This window comes from Exiguobacterium sp. SH5S4 (assembly GCF_004337045.1).
Classification (GTDB): domain Bacteria; phylum Bacillota; class Bacilli; order Exiguobacteriales; family Exiguobacteriaceae; genus Exiguobacterium; species Exiguobacterium aurantiacum_A.
The window spans coordinates 31,435-49,218 of the sequence record NZ_SJUQ01000002.1 but is presented as its reverse complement, the minus strand read 5'-3'; the positions used below and the strand labels follow the sequence as shown (position 1 = coordinate 49,218).

Genomic DNA, 17,784 nt, shown 5'->3' with positions numbered 1-17,784 from the left:
TTTTTTTGTCCTTTTCTTCCATTTTCTAGGCGTTAGCTACTTTTTCTTTCGGCTTATTCAGTGTATGCTTAACGATAGAAAGGAGAGATGCATCATGATAGCAATCGCCTTGTCTGCGGTTGCGCCAGGATTCGCCCTTCTTTCCTACTTCTATTTACGGCATGAGTTGGAAGCGGAACCGCTCGGCTATGTGATTCGTTCGTTTGTCGCCGGTGCCATTCTTGTCTTTCCGATCATGTTCGTCCAATATGCGTTTGTGGAAGAAGGGGTCCTTGTCGGCCCGTTTTGGCAAGCGTTCGTCGCCACCGCTCTATTAGAAGAATTTTTTAAATGGTTCATGATCTATTATACAATATACATACATAAAGTTTTTGATGATTACTACGACGGGATTCTCTATGCGGTCGCCTGTTCACTCGGCTTTGCCACGTTGGAGAATTTTCTATACTTGTGGGTTTATGACTCGCTCGAGATTGCGATTTGGCGAGCTGTCTTGCCGGTGAGCGGCCATGCGCTCTTCGCCGTGGCGATGGGCTTTTGTCTCGGTCGGGCCAAACACTCCGCGCATGAACGGTTTTGGCTGTTCACCGCTGTCATGTCGGCAACGTTGCTGCACGGAATGTTTGACTATATCTTACTCGTTGAATCGACGGATAAGATGCCGGCCGTCCTCTATATCGTCATTCTATGGATGGTCGCGCTCTTGCTCGTCCGCACTGCAAATCGATCAAATCGTCGTCAATACAAATAGATAAAAGGGGAACGGGTTCATGTTAAAAGTTGGTCAAGAGTTACGAGTTGAAGTTGAAGGGAGAAACGAAGGGAAGACGAAAATCGCTGCCATTAACGGTGGTGTCGTCTGGATCGAATCTCCGAGCGAGATTGCGACGTTAAAGACGTTTTTTTTGCATGAGGATGAACCGATGCGATTGTACTTTTTCAAAGGCGAAGATCAACTGTACGCTTTCGATTCAGTCGTCACGAAACGGATCAGTGACGCCCAGCTGACGCTTCGCTATGCGTTTAACTTGCCGGATGAGAAAAAAATCAAGCGGGTCCAACGTCGCGAGTACTTGCGCGTGCCGGAGATGATCAACGTGACGGTGCTCGCGGCAGACGGCGAAGCGTTTCCGTCATTCGAGACGACGTCACTAGACGTGTCGGCCGGCGGGATGCGTGTCGTGGCGAACCGTTCGCCGGTCGACGTCGATGAGTCGGTCATCGTCGTATTCCGCATCGAGGACGAGCGAGGGACGCCCCAGACGTTCCGCGTCAAGAGCCGTCTCGTCCGGGTTCAAGAGCAGGCCGTAAAGCACGAGCTGTCACTTTGTTTTGAGGACTTGACGCCTCGTGACCAGGAGACGATTTTACGTTATTGTTTCCGGGCCCAGCTCGAAGCCAGAAAACGGACCGGCTCCGTATTTTCTTCACGTTAAAAAACTGGTATGATGTTCTCGGAACAAACGACCGAGAGGAGGTGGGTATCGGAATGAGCCGATACCCAATTTTTATGACTAAACCGCTACAAATCGCATTAGATGGGCCGGCAGGAGCCGGCAAGAGCACGATCGCTAAAACGCTCGCTAAAAAGTTAGGTTACGTGTACATCGATACCGGGGCAATCTACCGGGCTGTCACATATCGCGCGCTCGAGCAGCACGTCGGATTAGAAGACGGCCCCGCCCTCGCTGAGATGATCGGCAAGATGGAGTTACGTCTCGTCCCGAGCGAGAGCGGGCAACGCGTGTTTGACGGCGACGAGGAAGTGACCGAAGTCATTCGGACGAGTGAAGTGACGAACAACGTCAGTTTCGTCGCAAGGCAGCCTGAGGTCCGGGACGCACTTATGGATTTACAACGTGACTTGGCTCGGGACGGCGGCATCGTCATGGACGGCCGCGACATCGGGACGCACGTATTGCCTGAGGCAGACTTGAAAGTGTTCATGACCGCGACCGTCGAGGAACGTGCCCGTCGTCGCCACGAGGAGAACGTGTCAAAAGGTCTTCCGAGCGATTTCGAACAATTGAAACAAGAGATCGCCTTGCGTGATAAGCGGGACTCGGAGCGCGTCGTCGCTCCACTCCGTCAAGCGGATGACGCCCACTTCCTCGACACGACCCATTTGTCGATCGATGGTGTCGTCACGGCTGTTGAACAGCTCATGGAACAGGTGGTCGGACGATGAAGCCGCTCAATAACGGCCCGTTCGGGATGTATCGGTTAACGGTCGGCGTCGTTCGAATCATGCGTCTGCTCAGCTTCCGCGTCGAGTATGTCGGTCGTGAGAATGTACCTGAGGACGGCTCGATCATCGTCTGTTCGAACCACCAGTCGAACTGGGACCCCGTCTTGTTGGCCAGTGCCGTGCCGAAGCAACGGCCAATTCGTTTTTTTGCAAAAAAAGAGCTGTTCGATGTCCCGGTTTTAAAACGGATTTTGACACGCTCCGGGCAAATCCCGGTGTCACGCGGGGAAGGAGACCGTCAAGCGCTACGTACTGTTCTTCAGAAGTTGAAAGAGGACGAGGTCATCTCGATCTTTCCGGAAGGGACCCGTTCGAAAGACGGATCGCTCGGTAAGGCGCAGGCTGGTGTCGGTTTTTTCGCCCTCCGTTCAAACGCTGCCGTCCTTCCGATCGCGATCATCGGTAAATACAAGTTCCGTTCGAAGTTGAAGGTCGTCATTGGCAAACCGGTCGACTTCTCGCAACTGAAAGCGGACAAAGCGAGTGCCCAAGACGCCGCCGATTTGATCATGGCGACAATCGCCGAACTGTACATGACCCATTCACAGAACGTTCGCTAATTTCAGGTTTAATCTGTTGCAATGAGAGGAACAAACCTGATAACACCTTGACAAATCTGTCGAATTATAAGAAGTTTATACTAGGTGTTAAGCGCCTTAGGGCGCTCCTTTTTGTACTCATCGTGAGGGGGTAGTGTTGGAATGGTCGAAGAAATGAAAGATATGCCTGATTTTGAAATTAATCGAGGTCAAATCGTGACCGGTATCGTCGTCAAAATCGAGGACAAGCAAGCGTTAATTGATATCGGTTACAAAACCGAGGCGATTTTGCCAATCAGCGAAGTATCAAGCATGCATTTAGACGATTTAAACGAATCACTCCATGTCAACGACGAAATCCGTGTCAAAGTGAAAAAGGTCACGGATGAAGAGGTTGTCGTATCGAAGAAAGACGTAGATGCCGAGGCAGCTTGGGATCAAATCGTTGAAAAATTCGAATCGGGCGAAGTATTTGAAGTCATGGTGAAAGATAAGGTCAAAGGCGGTCTTGTCGTCGATATCGGCATCCGCGGCTTTATCCCGGCTTCACTCGTAGAAAACCACTTCGTCGAAGATTTCTCATCATACTTGCACAAGCCGATTACAGTTAAAGTCGTCGAGATGGATCGTGAAAAAAATCGCGTCATCTTGTCGCATAAAGCAGTGGCAGAGGCAGAGATGAGTGCGAAGAAGGCGGAAACGCTTGAATCGCTCGAAGTCGGTCAAATTATCGAAGGAACCGTCCAACGTCTAACTGACTTTGGTGCGTTCGTCGATATCGGCGGCGTCGACGGTCTCGTCCATATTTCTGAGATGGCTCATAGTCGTGTTGAAAAACCGAGTGATGTCGTCACAGAAGGTGACAAAGTGAAAGTGAAAGTACTTGGTCTTGACCTCGACAATGAAAAAGTGAAATTGTCGATCAAAGAGACGCAACCGGGACCGTGGGAATCGGTTGAAGGCAAGATTCAACCTGGGGACGTGATCGCGGGGAAAGTCAAACGCATCGTCACGTTTGGTGCGTTCGTCGAAGTCGCGCCGCAAGTCGAAGGGTTGCTCCATATTTCTCAGATTGCGAACCGACACATCGCGACGCCATCTGAAGTCTTGTCTGAAGGACAAGAAGTGAAAGTGAAAGTGCTCGACGTCCATCTCGATGAGAAGAAAATCTCATTGTCGATGCGTGCACTCGAATCAGAAGACGGTTCACGCGATGATGAAGAGCAGTCGCTGCTTGACGAATATAGCGATCAAGGCGGATTCTCTGTATCTGAACTGACAGGTGAAAACGCCTCGGACGATTCTAAATAAGACGGTCCTTCAAGCGGGAGTCATACTCCCGCTTCTTTTTGTATAGTCACTAATATTCGACTGTGCTATAATTGTACAGTTGCAAATAAGAACGATAATTTTTTGAATGAAAGTTAAAGAGGTGTTTATATGGGAATTCCAGCAGTGGCCATCGTAGGCCGCCCGAATATTGGGAAATCCACGATTTTCAACCGGATCATCGGTGATCGCGTATCGATCGTCGATGACAAACCGGGAGTTACACGCGACCGTATTTACGGTACGGGTGAGTGGTTGAACCGAAAGTTTCATTTGATCGACACAGGCGGGATCGAGGTCGGCGATGAGCCGCTTCTCGTTCAGATGCGTCATCAAGCCGAACTCGCAATCGATGAGGCGGACGTCATCGTCTTCATGGTAAACGGTCGTGAAGGGATCACGGCAGCGGATGAAGAAGTCGCGAACTTGTTGTTCCGTTCGAACAAGCCGATCGTGCTAGCCGTCAACAAAGTCGATAACTTCGAGATGCGTGAGCTCATGTATGAGTTCTACTCGCTCGGGTTTGGCGACCCGTTCCCGATCTCGGGAACACACGGGCTCGGTCTTGGCGATCTGTTAGATCGTGTCCTCGAACTCGCGCCGGACAAAGACGATTACGAATACAACGAAGATGTCATTCAGTTCTCGCTCATCGGTCGCCCGAACGTCGGGAAATCGAGTTTGACGAACGCGATTCTCGGTGAAGAGCGTGTCATCGTCTCGGCGATCGCCGGAACGACGCGCGATGCGATCGATACACCGTTCACACGTGACGGCCAAGAGTACGTCATCATCGACACGGCCGGTATGCGTAAGCGCGGCAAAGTATATGAATCGACAGAACGTTATAGTGTCATGCGTGCCCAAAAGGCGATTGAACGCTCGAACGTCGTCCTTGTCGTCATCGACGGTGAAGAAGGCATCATCGAGCAAGACAAACGCGTCGCAGGACTTGCCCACGAAGCAGGGAAAGCGATCGTGCTCGTCGTCAACAAATGGGACGCTGTCGAGAAAGACGACAAGACGATGAAGAAGATGGAAGAGAAGATCCGCAAGGAATTCCTGTTCCTCGACTATGCGCCAATCGTATTCTTATCGGCACTCACGTCGAAACGGTTGCAGACGCTTCTGCCTGTCATCAATCAAGTTGCCGAATCACACCGTCAGCGTATTTCGACGAGCGTGTTGAACGATGTCATCGTCGACGCGGTCGCGATGAACCCGACACCAACGGACAAAGGACAACGACTCAAGATCAACTATGCGACGCAAGTGGCGATCGAGCCACCGACGTTCGTGTTGTTCGTCAACGATCCCGAGTTGCTTCACTTCTCGTACAAACGTTATCTAGATAACCAGATTCGCCGCGCGTTTGACTTTACTGGTACACCGATTCACATCGTGGCTCGTCAGAAAAACTAGTAATGGGGGTGCCTCATATGGCAAAAGTAGCTGTCATTGGTGCAGGAAGCTGGGGAACGGCATTATCGCTCGTCCTCGCTGACAATGGACACGACGTCATGCTCTACGGACGTGAGGAAGATCACGTCCATGAGATCAACACGTCGCATACGAATTCGACTTACTTGAAAGATGTGCCGCTTCCGGCGTCGATCCGGGCAACGACCGATTTGAAAGAGGCGGTTCTCGGTCGCTCGATTATTTTCCTCGTCGTCCCGAGCTCGGCGATTCGTCCGGTTTCCCGTGAAGTGAACGATCTGCTCACGGAACCGGTCACGATCGTTCATGCCGCAAAAGGGATCGAACCGAAGACGCATAAGCGGTTGTCTGAGATCATCGCTGAAGAGATCGATCCGTCAAAACGTCGAGCCATCGGTGTTTTGACGGGCCCGACCCACGCCGAGGAAGTGGCCGTCCGCAAACCGACGACGATCACGATCGCGTGTGAGGATTTATTTGTCGCTGATGAGATTCAAGAACTGCTCACAAACGATCAGTTCCGAGTCTATTTGAACTCTGACGTCATCGGAGCGGAATACGGGGGCGCGCTTAAAAACATTATCGCCCTCGCCGCCGGGATGACGGACGGGCTCGGATACGGCGACAATGCGAAAGCTGCCCTCATGACGCGTGGCATCGTCGAGATCGCCCGGCTCGGTGTCAAACTCGGCGCCAACCCGGCATCGTTCTCGGGCTTGACCGGGATCGGTGATCTGATCGTGACCGCGACGTCACAGCACAGCCGAAACTGGCGAGCTGGTAACGCCATCGGACGTGGAGAGAAGCTTGAAGACGTACTCGATCAGATGGGTATGGTCGTCGAAGGTGTGCGTGCCTGTGAAGCGGCGCATACACTTGCCCGCGAAGCCGGCGTCGACATGCCGATCACGGAAGCGCTCTACAACGTGCTGTTCGAAGGAAAAAGTCCGCACGATGAAGTGAAAAAGTTGATGAGACGCCCGCAAAAACATGAAATGGAAGAAGTTTTCCATTTTGAGGGCGATGAAGAACAAAGGAACTGACGTTTTCGTTCAGTTCCTTTGTTTTTTTTGCTACACTAAATTACGGAGTAAGATTTATAGAGAAAGTCGAGGGGATAGACGTGACACCGTCACTCATCAAGATGTGGATTTCATTTGCGGGGATTGGGGCATTTGCCGTCGCTGCGCTCATGGTGGCAGTCAGCCACACGAAACTTTCAGGCTGGTTTGCGGTGCTCATTCGAGTCGTCGCATTCGTGATTTTTCTATTCGGAACGATCATTATGATTTATGTGGTCGCTTCTGGACCGACAGGAGGGTAAACCGTGAAACGAATGTTTTTAGTCGTCAGTTTGGCAGCGGCGACGCTGCTCGCCGGCTGCATGTTCCCGGAAACAAACCGAGTCGACAACGTGCCGTATGAGGACCAGTTGCAATCGGTCCAGACGGCGGTCGACTCGTTCAAAGAGACGACCGGTGTCTTACCGATCAAAACAAAGCCGGCCGAGACGCCGCTGATGGAACGTTACCCGATCGAGTTTAGCCGCCTCGTCCCTGGTTATTTGGCAGACCCGCCGGCAAACAGCTTCGAAGGGGGCGGCTTGTTCTTATACGTCCTTGTCGACGCCGAGACAGAGCCGACGGTCAAACTGATTGACTTGCGGGTGACCGAGCGCCTCCAACAACTGCAGACGAATATCAACTCGTTCCGAGTCAAAGAAGGGAAATATCCGTTCAAAGGATCGCTCGGCAAGAATCAGTTTACGATCGATTACGACCTCGTTTTCGTCTCCGAAGAACCGTTCATCCCGAGCCCATACACAGAAAACGAGTTGCCGATCTATGTGGATGGGACTGGTCAATTGTTCGTCGATTACCGGGCTGATATCGAAGCCGCGCTTGAGAATACGGATGCAGAGCCGAAAGTAGGAGAGGATATTCGTTATTTGCTCTACGATGACGCACCGTTCGCCCCGGCTTATTCGCAAGGGTATACGATTAATGATCAAGGTGAGGTCGAGTTTTTAAACAATTGAGTCGAGCAAGGTGTCCGCTTCTGACCTTTTCGCTTAAAAAATGTTGTCATATCAACGTTTGTACGATATGATTAATCCCGTAAACTCTCTGTGAGAGGAGGTGAATCGTGATGAACAAAACTGAATTGATCAACGCAGTTGTCGAGAAAGCAGATGTGTCTAAAAAAGACGCAACGAAAATCGTAGAAGCAACGTTTGAATCAATCACTGAAGCACTCCAAAGCGGTGAGAAAATTCAATTGATCGGTTTTGGTACTTTTGAAGTTCGTGAACGTGCTGCCCGTAAAGGTCGCAACCCACGTACGAAAGAAGATATCGAAATCCCTGCAAGCAAAGTTCCTGCCTTCAAAGCAGGTAAAGCGCTTAAAGATGCGGTCAAATAATGAGCAATACATAAGTCGCCGAGAGGCGGCTTTTTTTGTAGTTGAAAGCAAGTTCACATGGCGTGAATGTGACAAAAATGTGCTATACTATGTCAGAATGACAACGAAGAGGACGAGGGGGGATAGCATGGAACAGTTGACAAACGAAAGCGTTGTCACCGACCTTGCTCGTCAAATCGAACAACGTATGACTCATCCGTATTTGACGAGACACGAGATTGTACCCGCAGTCGACATGCCTTTACTTCGTTGGATGATCGACATGATTGAACTCGAATCGCATCAACATCGACAGCTCGTGCTTGCGACTTATTTTGCCCATCAAGCACTCGAGCTGCACGATCAAGTGAAGGAGTGCCCGAACGGGTCCCTTGAACGGCAACTTAAAGTGCTCGCCGGAGATTACGCCTCGGCTCAATTTTATAAAATATTGGCGATGTTTCCAGCGGACTATAGCAACCGTTTCGGTCGAACCGTGCAGCTTGTGAATGGCGCGAAGTGCACACTCGCCTTGGGGACGGACGTCGCTGTTGTGACGTGGATGGAAGCGAACTTCGGATTAATCAAAACGTTTTCCGAACTGCTAGGTCAATCTTATTTGACATCGTACGGGAAAGAAATCATCGGACAGAAGGCAACAGAACTGCGCCAAGAAAAAAGAGAACAGCTATCGACACTACTCGAGCATGCTGTCGCTTAGAACGGAAAGGGTGTTACGTGTTGCAACCGAAAGAGAAAGAGCAAAAAGTATATGAAGTATTTCAAACGATCTCGCCAAGCTACGATACGATGAACTCGATCATCAGTTTCCGTCTGCATAAATGGTGGCGCAGAGCGACAATGCGGCGCATGCAAGTGTTCCCGGGCGCGAAATGTTTGGACGTTTGCTGCGGGACGGCCGATTGGACGATTCAACTCGCCGAGGCGGCCGGAAACACCGGGGTCGTCAAAGGACTCGATTTTTCTGAAAATATGCTTGCTGTCGGACACGAGAAAGTGGCTGATTATCCGATGATCGAACTCATTCACGGGAACGCGATGGAGTTGCCGTTCGGAGATCATTCATTCGACTATGTGACGATCGGATTTGGCCTTCGGAACGTACCTGATTATATGACGGTCCTCCGGGAGATGCACCGCGTCTTAAAACCGGGCGGGACCGTGGTCTGTCTCGAGACGAGCCAACCGACGGCACCACTATTCAGCGGGCTCTATAAATTTTACTTTGGTTCAGTCATGCCGCTATTCGGCAAAGTGTTTGCCGGGTCGTATGATCAATACAAGTGGCTGCAAGAATCGACGGATCAGTTCCCCGACCGGTTGACGTTAAAGCGCATGTTTGAAGAAGCCGGGTTCGAGCAAGTCGAAGTCAAGGCGTTTTCCGGTGGTGCGTGCGCCATGCACCTAGGAAAGAAGTGGTGAACGATGTCTTTAAAGCGACTTTATCGCCACATGAACCGAGAAATCGAACAGATTGATCGGTTTTTGTCGACGCGGGTCCACACGGAACATCCGGTGATCGAAGCCGCATCGAAACAATTGCTAGATGCCGGGGGGAAGCGGATCCGTCCGGCGTTCGTATTGCTCAGTGCCGGATTTGGGACTGGGAATGATATTCGTCTGACGAAAGTTGCGGCCAGCCTCGAGCTGATTCATATGGCGTCGCTCGTTCACGATGATGTGATCGATGACGCGACGCTGCGCCGCGGAAAACCGACCGTGATGGAACGTTATAACGAGAGCGTCGCCATGTATACCGGTAATACGTTGTTCGGGGAAGCGATTCGGCTCGTGTCCGAAGTCGATTCCCCGGAAGTGATGCAAATCATGGCGGAGACGATGGAACTGATCTGTATCGGCGAGATCAATCAAATTCAAGACCAATATGACTGGGCGCAATCCCCGAAGCGGTACTTGGACCGGATCGCCCGGAAGACGGCACTCTTGATCGAGACGAGTTGCGCGGCCGGGGCCGTCGTCTCCGGGGCGTCACCTGACGTCGTCAAACAACTTCGGTTGTTCGGCTACGATATCGGGATGGCGTTTCAGATGACGGATGATTTGCTCGACTTCACGGCGAAGAGTTTTCAACTCGGTAAGCCCGTCGGTGAGGATTTGAAGCATGGGCATAAAACATTGCCGCTCTTCTATTCATCAGAAGATCCTGTGTTTTATGAGCGGTTACAGCAAGTCACGAACGCCTCGAACGATGAGATGACCCGGACGCTCGTCCGCGAAGTGCAACGGAACGGGACGCTTGAGCGAAGTCAACGCACGATCGATCGTTACGTGAGCCGGGCGATTCAGCGTCTCGATTCACTGCCGGACATTCAGGACAAACGGTCGTTGATTGAGATTGCCGAATATATCGGCAAGCGAAAATGGTGATTCACGCCTTGTAACCCCTTTCAAAAATGAAGGTGACCGTGTAAACTGATAAAGTACATGGTACACACATTGATTTAGGGGGACTAGGGGTATGGAAAAGACATTTTTAATGGTAAAACCTGACGGGGTGAAACGTGGTTTGATTGGGGAAATTATCACACGTTTTGAGCAAAAGGGGTACACGTTGAACCGTCTCGAAATGCTGACGCCGTCAGTTGAGGTTGCAGAATCACACTATGCGGAACATAAGGAAAAACCGTTCTTTGGAGAGCTCGTCGCCTTTTTGACGTCAGGTCCGGTCGTCGCGATGGAGTGGGAAGGCGAAAACGTCGTCGCCGTGTCTCGGTTGATGATTGGCAAGACGAACCCACTCGATGCGCAACCGGGAACGATTCGTGGCGACCTGGCCTCGACAATGTCACAAAACGTCATCCATGGTTCAGACAGCGTGGAAAGTGCCGAGAGAGAATTATCGCTCTGGTTCGCCACTGAAACATCACACGTTTGATGACGATAAAAGGGACGGGGGCCTCCTGTCCCTTTTTCTATTTGCATTAAAGCGCTTTCGTATGTTCGGGCACGACCTGATCTAGGATAAGAGAAAGAATTGAGGTTAGAACTGGTGATAAATGATTATGCGATCTTCGTAAAAAAGTTTTATTTAAAGTCTGGAATCGACTTGAATTTATACAAAGAAGCACAAATGAAAAGACGAATGGTCGCGCTCCGCGAGAAGAAGGGCTACGCCACATTTATCGAGTATTTTAAAGCGATGGAGTCAGACCGAGGTTTGTACGACGAATTTTTAGACCGGATGACGATCAACGTCAGCGAGTTTTATCGAAACCCGGTCCGCTGGCAACAGCTCGAGACGGACGTGTTGCCTGAGCTCATTCGCAGAAGCCAAGGGAAACTCCGGGTCTGGAGCGCGGCTTGTTCGACGGGAGAAGAACCGTATTCACTTGCGATGTTATTGTCGAAGCATTTGTCACCCGCCCAGTTCACGATCACAGCAACTGACCTAGATGACTTGGTGATCGAAAAAGCGAAACAAGGCAAGTATCATGAACGGGCGCTCGTCGATTTGCCGCCTGAGTTTCGAGATCGTTATTTCACCCGTCGAGATGACGACTATTTTGTCTCGGACGAGATTAAAAAACTCGTGACGTTCAAAAAGCATAACTTGCTCGCTGACGTCTACGAACGTAACTTTGACTTGATCGTCTGTAGAAACGTTTTGATTTACTTTACGGAAGAGGCGAAAGAGAAAGTGTACAAGTCGTTCCACCGCTCGCTTCGTCCGGGCGGGGTCCTCTTCGTCGGAGGGACTGAACAAATCTTCCAGCCGAAGCGTTACGGATACAAGATGAAACAAAGTTTCTTCTACGAAAAATTTGAGGAGTGAGGTGGCGCATATGCGTTATTTGACAGCGGGAGAGTCACACGGACCGGGATTGACCGTCATCATCGAAGGAGTCCCGGCCGGCTTAAGCGTCGACGTCGAGGCAATCAACAGCGAGTTAGCGAAACGTCAGTCGGGCTACGGCCGTGGACGCCGAATGCAAATTGAATCAGACAAAATCGAGGTGAGGGCTGGGGTTCGTCATGGGATGACGACCGGAGCCCCTGTTTCGTTTTGGATTGAAAACAAAGACCATGCGCATTGGCGGAACGTCATGCAGGCAGAGCCGGTCGACGACGAGTTTGAAATCAAGCGCCGGGTCGTGCGGCCTCGTCCGGGACATGCTGACCTTGTCGGCGGTCTCAAGTATGACCACCGAGACCTTCGGGACGTGCTCGAACGTTCGAGTGCCCGGGAGACGGCGGCCCGCGTCGCTGTCGGTGCGCTCAGCAAGCAGTTGCTCGACGCAGTCGGCATGTCGCTCGTCAGCTATGTGAAAGTGATCGGCGGCATCGAGTCCGCGCCGAAGCACTACGCAGCACTCGAAGAACTTCGGACCGTCATCGAAGCGTCACCTGTACGCACGACTGACGAAACGTCCGGTGAAGCGATGATGCGTTTGATTGATGAAGCGAAAGCGGCCGGGGATTCGCTCGGTGGCGTCGTCTGCACCGAAGTGCATGGCGTCATCCCAGGGTTAGGTTCTTACGTTCAATATGATCGCAAGCTCGATGCGGCCATCGCCCGCGCCGTCATGAGCGTCAACGCCATCAAAGGGGTTGCCTTTGGCGATGGATTTGACATGGCGTATCGTCCAGGATCGGAAGTGATGGACCCGATCGCCTATGACGAGTCCGGGTATACGAGACTGAGCAACCATTTAGGCGGTTTTGAAGGAGGGATGACGACCGGGATGCCGATCGTCTGCAGTGCCGTGATGAAGCCGATTCCGACGCTCTACAAACCGCTGCAATCGGTCGATATCGATACGAAACAGCCGTTCCTCGCTCAAATCGAACGAAGTGACGCTTGTGCCGTCCCGGCTGCGTCACTCGTCGTCGAGGCGGTCGTCGCGTTCGAACTCGCGCGTGAGTTGTGTGAGACGTTCGGACACGACACCGTCAAACGAATTCAGTCGCGGGTCGAGTCGTATCGTGAGGAAATCCGGTCGTGGTGACGATTCATGTTGACGCATCAGTCCCTTATGACGTGTCGATTGAGCACAGCGACGCCTGGTTGGACCGCGTGGATTATTTCACGGCCTGCTCGACGGTATGGGTCATTACAGACCGGACGGTGGATGCGCTACACGGTAAGGTGTTCAAACAACGCCTAGCCGGCATCCATCCGCAGATCGTTTGGTCGGTCGTCACGCCGGGTGACGGCTCGAAATCACTCGAGACCGTTGAAAAACTCGTGACAGACGGGTTGACCGCACGTTGTGACCGCGACACGCTCGTCGTCGCTTTTGGCGGGGGCATGATTGGGGATTTGGCCGGTTTTCTCGCGAGTGTGTATATGCGAGGGGTCCGTTACATCCAAGTACCGACGACGGTGCTCGCCCATGATTCAGCGATCGGCGGCAAAGTCGCCGTCAACCACCCGTTGTCTAAAAATGCGATCGGTGCGTTTTATCAACCGATCGGTGTGCATTATAACGTGTCCCGTCTCGAGACGCTGAGCAATCGTGACGTCTTGAGCGGGCTCGGTGAGTTGATTAAACATGCTTACTTGTCACGTTACGTCCTCGCTGCTTCATTCGAGGACGAACTGTTTCAGGCGTTGTCCGGTGGTGCGCTAGACTGGGAAATGTGGCTTGCGCGCGGGATTGAAGTGAAACGTGTCGTCGTCGAGGCAGACGAACGGGAACACGGTGTCCGGGCGTGGCTCAATTTTGGTCATACGTTCGGGCACGCTTTAGAGTCGGTCGAACGGTATCGGCTGTCGCACGGGGAGGCGGTGCTGTACGGCATGGTATACGCCTTTCTCGTCGGAGGGGATACGGATCGGGCCAGTAAGCTCGCCGCTTGGATGCGGGCGCGCCGCGTCAGCCCGGTTGAATGGAAACCGTTCGAGACGTATTTGACGGTGATGGGGCTCGATAAGAAAAATCGGGATGGACAAGTCCGTTTCGTGTTGCTCGGTGAAGCGGCTACCGTTGAGGCGGTGCCGTCCGAGCGGCTTGCTGAAGCATACATACAGTTGAAAGGGTGGTTCTGATGGGGTTGAATGGATTGATTCGCGTACCGAGTGATAAGTCGATCACGCACCGCGCGATCTTATTCGGTGCGATAGCGAGCGGGGAGACGGTCGTCATGAATCCGCTCCTTGGGGCAGATTGCCGTTCGACGATCGATGCGGTCCGTAGTCTCGGGGCAAGCGTCGAAGAACTCGACGAGCGGCTCCGGATCGAAGGCGTCGCGTCAGTCGTTCCGGCCACGCTTGACTGCGGGAATTCGGGGACGACGATGCGCCTGCTCTCTGGTCTCGTCTCCGGGTACTCGGGTGAGTTCACGCTCGTCGGAGACGACTCGCTCTCGAAACGGCCGATGCGTCGCATCACCGAACCGCTTCGACAGATGGGGGCCGACATCGACGGCGAATTCGCGCCTGTTCGGATCAAGGGTCGGCGCTTGAGCGGGATCGATTACACGTTACCGGTCGCGAGCGCGCAAGTGAAGTCGGCTGTCCTATTGGCCGGTCTTCGCGCTGACGGGACGACGATTGTCCGTGAACCGATGCTGTCACGCGACCATACGGAACGGATGTTGCCACTGTTTGGTGGACGCGTCGAGATCACGAACGAAGATGGCGTGCGGACGATCCGGCTATCGCCAAGTCACCTCGACGGGGCGACGGTCGACGTGCCAGCCGACCCGTCGTCGGCTGCTTTCTTCTGGGCTGGGGCCGCCATCGTCCCAAACAGCCGTGTGACGACGACCGACGTCTGTTTGAACGAGACGAGAATCGGCTTTTTACGAACACTTGAGCGCATGGGGGCGAACGTCGAAATCACTCGGCTGCGACCACTCGGGGAAGAGACGGTCGGAGATGTGACGGTGACGACGAGCGAACTTCAAGGGGTGACGCTCGAAGGCGAGGCCATCCCACGACAAATTGATGAACTCCCGCTCTTCGCTCTTGTCGCGTCGCAGGCGTCGAGCCCGTCAGTCGTAAAGGATGCGGGTGAACTGCGTGTGAAAGAGACCGATCGGATCAAGACGGTCGCGAGCGAGCTCGCGGCGCTCGGTGTCGATATCCGCGAGACCGAAGACGGGTTCAGCGTTTTCCCGAGCCGGCTTCAGGCTGGTCATGTGTCCTCGCATTCGGACCATCGTCTATCGATGATGCTACAAGTGGCAGCTTTACTGATCGACGAACCCGTCATCATTGACGGGATCGAAGCCTCTGAAATCAGTTACCCTCATTTTCGTGACGATTTACAACGGCTCGGTCGTGAGATAGAATAACGGCAATACCTGAAAGTGGTAGGAGGAAATTAATTATGTTAGACGAATCAGTGTTAAACCATATAATCGAGATGCTCGAAAAAGGCGAGACCGAGCACGCCTTGGCGCACCTTGAAGCGCTTGAGACAGAAGGCTCGGACGAAGATCGGTTGGCGATTGCCGACTTGTATCTCGAACTTGGCCTCGCCGACCGGGCTGTGAATTTACTAGCAGCACTGTATGTCGACTACGCGGGCAACCCGCACGTGGCGCTGTCGCTCGCTGAAGCGTATCTCGACAGCGACCGGGAAGAAGAAGCGATTGCCGTCCTTGAAACGATCGATGCGAGCGACAAAGAGGCGCACATGAGAAGTCTCGTCTTGTTAGCTGATTTGTATCAATCACAAGGACTTGACGAAGTCGCGGTCAAAAAATTGATGGAAGCGTTACAGGCGAATCCGGACGAGCCGCTGCTCGTCTATGGGCTGGCCGAACTATACGCCTCGATCGGTTCGTTTGAACAGGCGGTACCGCTCTATGCGCGCTTACCGCACTTGCGATTGCCCGAAGAGCTCGACTATCAAGCCGATTACGCCGAAGCACTGACGATGATCGGCTCGTTCGAAGAAGCGCTCGATGAATTCGAGAAGACAGAGAACCGCAATCTGAACACCGTGTTCGGACATGCGATGACGGCCCACCGTATCGGGCGTGATGAGGTCGCCATCAAACAGTTCGAAGAGCTCCGCTTGATGGACCCTGACTTTACATCGCTTTACTTGCCGTATACGGAAGCGCTCGAGGAACTCGGTCGCATCGATGAAGCGCTCGAAGTGATCGATCAAGGGATCGACCGTGACGACTATAACGATGAGCTGCGCACCGTCAAAGCGAAGCTGTTCTTGAAGCAAGGCCGCACAGACGAAGCGGTCAATGAACTTCGCGAAGCGCTCGCCTTGAACCCGGAATCGCTTCAAGCGACCGAACTGCTGTTGTCAATCTTGTTCGAAGCGGGAGACATGGAAGCCGTGCTCGAGACGATCGATGCGCTCGAGGAGCACTCGACGTCGACGCTCATGACGTGGTACAAGGCGAAAGCCGCCTATGAACTCGAGGACTATGAGCAGGCCGTCAATCTATACACCTCGATCGAACAAGTTTATAAAGAGGACGTGTCATTTTCGACTGAATGGGCTACACTATTGGTAGAAGAAGGACAGCGTGACAAGGCGCAGCGTGTGCTCGAGCAAACGCTTGCGCTCACCGTGGATATGATCGACCGCCAAATTCTCGAAGAGCGGATCGACTTGTTGACGGATCGCGATTAATCAATATAAAGGAGATGGGGTCATATGGTCGAGCGGAAAAAGAATTTTTTAAAGCGATTCCTCGCTCATCATACGCTTCGTAAGCGAGAGGCCAAATGGATCATTGATTATTGGCTTAGACATCCTGAAAAACTTGGGAACGTTCATTTCGTGACGAACGCCTCGGTTTCACCGCGCAGCCTCGTCATGACGGCGTACGGCTTCGAAGGGGAACCGTTCCGTTACCGACGAGGTGACCTCATCACGGTCAATCCGGAAAAGGCGTACCATGACATTCGGCTCCACGACGGGACGATTTATGTCGAACTTAACTTTCAAGGGATGATGATTGATGAGAGTTGGATCGACATCGTCGAGCTCAATCCGTTTGAGCCTGTCGCCGAGATTAAAGACGAAGTGACGAACTCGGCCCAGACGGTCATTCGAGCATCGGTCGCCCAGTTCGAGGAAGAGCGTCTGCTCGTCGAGATCGACGAGGCGCTTGATCGCCGGGACGAGAAGCTGTTTCGTAATTTGACGAGCAAACTTCATCAAGTGAGAGCATCGAAATTATTTTAGAAAAAACAAGCGCTTCCGTTATGGGAAGCGCTTGTTTTTTGGTATATTAATGACGTAGGAATACACAATAATTTCACATTTCGTTCATAACTTTCGAGAGGAAGCGAATGTAGGTACGCTACAATGGACATGATGATGTATGTCTTCTAAAGAGAGGAGGAGGAAGATGAGGTTCGATGGCATGGATGCGTTGAAATCGCTGACCGAACGCCAATACGTCGATACGCTCATCGTCCCACTCGTCGAACTGGCGTTTGATGAGGAGATGGTGCGTAAAGCCGAAAGCTACGAGGTCGTCCAAGCGGTGGCGCTTGAAACCGAACGACAGCTGTCTGGACGGACGATGCTGAATCCGACGCTTAGCTATCTCGATGTCGAGGCCGGGTATGAACTTGCACGCGCAGTCATGACAAAAGCAACGACGGCCGGGTTTACCCACGTGTTGTTCATCTCTTCAGACGTTCGCTTCAAAGCGTTCGAGTTACCGGTCATATTCGTTCCGCCGCTTGCCTTGAAAGGCATGTCGGGGGAGCAGTCGCACACGATGGTCCAAAATTTTGCGACACAAGTCATTACAGAGCTTTCGGGCCGTTGGATGGCGACATGAAGCGGTTGACGTAGAGGTTTTATTGATATACTATTTTGGTGAGTGAGAAATTTTTGTGAAGAATGCATAAAGAAT

The 17,784-nt window shown here is 52.4% G+C and carries 21 protein-coding genes; all 21 read left to right on the top strand.

Annotated elements, in window-relative coordinates; translation table 11 throughout:
- Window positions 1-94 precede the first annotated feature (94 nt).
- The 21 genes from prsW to EVJ32_RS01370 all read left to right on the top strand — a co-directional run bounded on the left by prsW (window position 95) and on the right by EVJ32_RS01370 (window position 17,709).
- A complete protein-coding gene (gene prsW, locus EVJ32_RS01470; protein ID WP_131456142.1) occupies window positions 95-751 on the top strand; it encodes a glutamic-type intramembrane protease PrsW in 657 nt (218 codons plus the stop codon).
- 19 nt (window positions 752-770) lie between these two features.
- Window positions 771-1,436 carry a flagellar brake protein gene (locus EVJ32_RS01465; RefSeq protein WP_070327440.1) on the top strand — a complete coding sequence of 222 codons (666 nt, stop codon included), beginning with the start codon at window positions 771-773 and terminating at the stop codon, window positions 1,434-1,436.
- Window positions 1,437-1,510: 74 nt separating this feature from the next.
- Entirely contained in the window at window positions 1,511-2,188 is a 678-nt protein-coding gene (gene cmk / locus EVJ32_RS01460) for a (d)CMP kinase (protein ID WP_070327439.1), read from the top strand.
- The gene (locus EVJ32_RS01455) at window positions 2,185-2,808 is read left to right on the top strand and encodes a lysophospholipid acyltransferase family protein (protein ID WP_131456140.1); all 624 of its coding nucleotides are present in this window, start codon (window positions 2,185-2,187) and stop codon (window positions 2,806-2,808) included. The genes cmk and EVJ32_RS01455 overlap by 4 nt, the downstream gene beginning before the upstream one ends.
- Before the next feature lie 141 nt (window positions 2,809-2,949).
- A complete protein-coding gene (gene rpsA / locus EVJ32_RS01450) occupies window positions 2,950-4,098 on the top strand; it encodes a 30S ribosomal protein S1 (protein ID WP_070327437.1) in 1,149 nt (382 codons plus the stop codon).
- A gap of 129 nt (window positions 4,099-4,227) precedes the next feature.
- Window positions 4,228-5,538, top strand: coding sequence for a ribosome biogenesis GTPase Der (der, locus tag EVJ32_RS01445; protein WP_035386714.1), 1,311 nt, complete (start codon window positions 4,228-4,230; stop codon window positions 5,536-5,538).
- Between the two features lie 17 nt (window positions 5,539-5,555).
- Window positions 5,556-6,599 (top strand): NAD(P)H-dependent glycerol-3-phosphate dehydrogenase, encoded by a 1,044-nt coding sequence (locus EVJ32_RS01440; RefSeq protein WP_131456138.1) that lies wholly within the window; start codon window positions 5,556-5,558, stop codon window positions 6,597-6,599.
- Between the two features lie 80 nt (window positions 6,600-6,679).
- Entirely contained in the window at window positions 6,680-6,880 is a 201-nt protein-coding gene (locus EVJ32_RS01435; RefSeq protein ID WP_070327435.1) for a DUF2768 domain-containing protein, read from the top strand.
- Between the two features lie 12 nt (window positions 6,881-6,892).
- Complete coding sequence (locus EVJ32_RS01430; protein ID WP_201738317.1) at window positions 6,893-7,594, top strand: hypothetical protein; 702 nt, start codon at window positions 6,893-6,895, stop codon at window positions 7,592-7,594.
- 107 nt (window positions 7,595-7,701) lie between these two features.
- Window positions 7,702-7,977: an HU family DNA-binding protein gene (locus EVJ32_RS01425; protein ID WP_198010937.1), complete on the top strand. Its 276-nt coding sequence runs from the start codon at window positions 7,702-7,704 to the stop codon at window positions 7,975-7,977.
- Window positions 7,978-8,104: 127 nt separating this feature from the next.
- Window positions 8,105-8,677 carry a heptaprenyl diphosphate synthase component 1 gene (locus tag EVJ32_RS01420; RefSeq protein ID WP_131456134.1) on the top strand — a complete coding sequence of 191 codons (573 nt, stop codon included), beginning with the start codon at window positions 8,105-8,107 and terminating at the stop codon, window positions 8,675-8,677.
- Between the two features lie 20 nt (window positions 8,678-8,697).
- A complete protein-coding gene (locus EVJ32_RS01415; RefSeq protein ID WP_035386712.1) occupies window positions 8,698-9,399 on the top strand; it encodes a demethylmenaquinone methyltransferase in 702 nt (233 codons plus the stop codon).
- 3 nt (window positions 9,400-9,402) lie between these two features.
- Window positions 9,403-10,365, top strand: a complete 963-nt coding sequence (locus EVJ32_RS01410) for a polyprenyl synthetase family protein (RefSeq protein ID WP_131456132.1) — start codon at window positions 9,403-9,405, stop codon at window positions 10,363-10,365.
- 91 nt (window positions 10,366-10,456) lie between these two features.
- Window positions 10,457-10,873: a nucleoside-diphosphate kinase gene (gene ndk, locus EVJ32_RS01405; protein WP_131456130.1), complete on the top strand. Its 417-nt coding sequence runs from the start codon at window positions 10,457-10,459 to the stop codon at window positions 10,871-10,873.
- 117 nt (window positions 10,874-10,990) lie between these two features.
- Complete coding sequence (locus EVJ32_RS01400; RefSeq protein WP_070327943.1) at window positions 10,991-11,770, top strand: CheR family methyltransferase; 780 nt, start codon at window positions 10,991-10,993, stop codon at window positions 11,768-11,770.
- Between the two features lie 10 nt (window positions 11,771-11,780).
- A complete protein-coding gene (gene aroC, locus EVJ32_RS01395; protein WP_070327430.1) occupies window positions 11,781-12,944 on the top strand; it encodes a chorismate synthase in 1,164 nt (387 codons plus the stop codon).
- Window positions 12,938-13,987 (top strand): 3-dehydroquinate synthase, encoded by a 1,050-nt coding sequence (locus EVJ32_RS01390; RefSeq protein ID WP_131456128.1) that lies wholly within the window; start codon window positions 12,938-12,940, stop codon window positions 13,985-13,987. The genes aroC and EVJ32_RS01390 overlap by 7 nt, the downstream gene beginning before the upstream one ends.
- Complete coding sequence (gene aroA, locus EVJ32_RS01385) at window positions 13,987-15,237, top strand: 3-phosphoshikimate 1-carboxyvinyltransferase (protein ID WP_131456125.1); 1,251 nt, start codon at window positions 13,987-13,989, stop codon at window positions 15,235-15,237. Before EVJ32_RS01390 ends, aroA begins: the two co-directional genes overlap by 1 nt.
- Window positions 15,238-15,272: 35 nt before the next feature.
- Window positions 15,273-16,544 carry a tetratricopeptide repeat protein gene (locus EVJ32_RS01380; RefSeq protein ID WP_070327427.1) on the top strand — a complete coding sequence of 424 codons (1,272 nt, stop codon included), beginning with the start codon at window positions 15,273-15,275 and terminating at the stop codon, window positions 16,542-16,544.
- A gap of 24 nt (window positions 16,545-16,568) precedes the next feature.
- The gene (locus EVJ32_RS01375) at window positions 16,569-17,102 is read left to right on the top strand and encodes a ReoY family proteolytic degradation factor (RefSeq protein WP_016509965.1); all 534 of its coding nucleotides are present in this window, start codon (window positions 16,569-16,571) and stop codon (window positions 17,100-17,102) included.
- A 166-nt stretch (window positions 17,103-17,268) separates the two neighbouring features.
- Window positions 17,269-17,709 (top strand): DUF2487 family protein, encoded by a 441-nt coding sequence (locus tag EVJ32_RS01370; RefSeq protein WP_236635468.1) that lies wholly within the window; start codon window positions 17,269-17,271, stop codon window positions 17,707-17,709.
- The last annotated feature ends 75 nt before the right edge of the window (window positions 17,710-17,784 follow it).

Bases quoted from the DNA above. Each gene is read 5' to 3' on its own strand.
- prsW (WP_131456142.1), top strand. From the start codon at position 95: ATGATAGCAATCGCCTTGTCTGCGGTTGCGCCAGGATTCGCCCTTCTT.
- EVJ32_RS01465 (WP_070327440.1), top strand. From the start codon at position 771: ATGTTAAAAGTTGGTCAAGAGTTACGAGTTGAAGTTGAAGGGAGAAAC.
- cmk (WP_070327439.1), top strand. From the start codon at position 1,511: ATGACTAAACCGCTACAAATCGCATTAGATGGGCCGGCAGGAGCCGGC.
- EVJ32_RS01455 (WP_131456140.1), top strand. From the start codon at position 2,185: ATGAAGCCGCTCAATAACGGCCCGTTCGGGATGTATCGGTTAACGGTC.
- rpsA (WP_070327437.1), top strand. From the start codon at position 2,950: ATGGTCGAAGAAATGAAAGATATGCCTGATTTTGAAATTAATCGAGGT.
- der (WP_035386714.1), top strand. From the start codon at position 4,228: ATGGGAATTCCAGCAGTGGCCATCGTAGGCCGCCCGAATATTGGGAAA.
- EVJ32_RS01440 (WP_131456138.1), top strand. From the start codon at position 5,556: ATGGCAAAAGTAGCTGTCATTGGTGCAGGAAGCTGGGGAACGGCATTA.
- EVJ32_RS01430 (WP_201738317.1), top strand. From the start codon at position 6,893: ATGTTTTTAGTCGTCAGTTTGGCAGCGGCGACGCTGCTCGCCGGCTGC.
- EVJ32_RS01420 (WP_131456134.1), top strand. From the start codon at position 8,105: ATGGAACAGTTGACAAACGAAAGCGTTGTCACCGACCTTGCTCGTCAA.
- EVJ32_RS01410 (WP_131456132.1), top strand. From the start codon at position 9,403: ATGTCTTTAAAGCGACTTTATCGCCACATGAACCGAGAAATCGAACAG.
- ndk (WP_131456130.1), top strand. From the start codon at position 10,457: ATGGAAAAGACATTTTTAATGGTAAAACCTGACGGGGTGAAACGTGGT.
- aroC (WP_070327430.1), top strand. From the start codon at position 11,781: ATGCGTTATTTGACAGCGGGAGAGTCACACGGACCGGGATTGACCGTC.
- aroA (WP_131456125.1), top strand. From the start codon at position 13,987: ATGGGGTTGAATGGATTGATTCGCGTACCGAGTGATAAGTCGATCACG.
- EVJ32_RS01380 (WP_070327427.1), top strand. From the start codon at position 15,273: ATGTTAGACGAATCAGTGTTAAACCATATAATCGAGATGCTCGAAAAA.
- EVJ32_RS01375 (WP_016509965.1), top strand. From the start codon at position 16,569: ATGGTCGAGCGGAAAAAGAATTTTTTAAAGCGATTCCTCGCTCATCAT.
- EVJ32_RS01370 (WP_236635468.1), top strand. From the start codon at position 17,269: ATGAGGTTCGATGGCATGGATGCGTTGAAATCGCTGACCGAACGCCAA.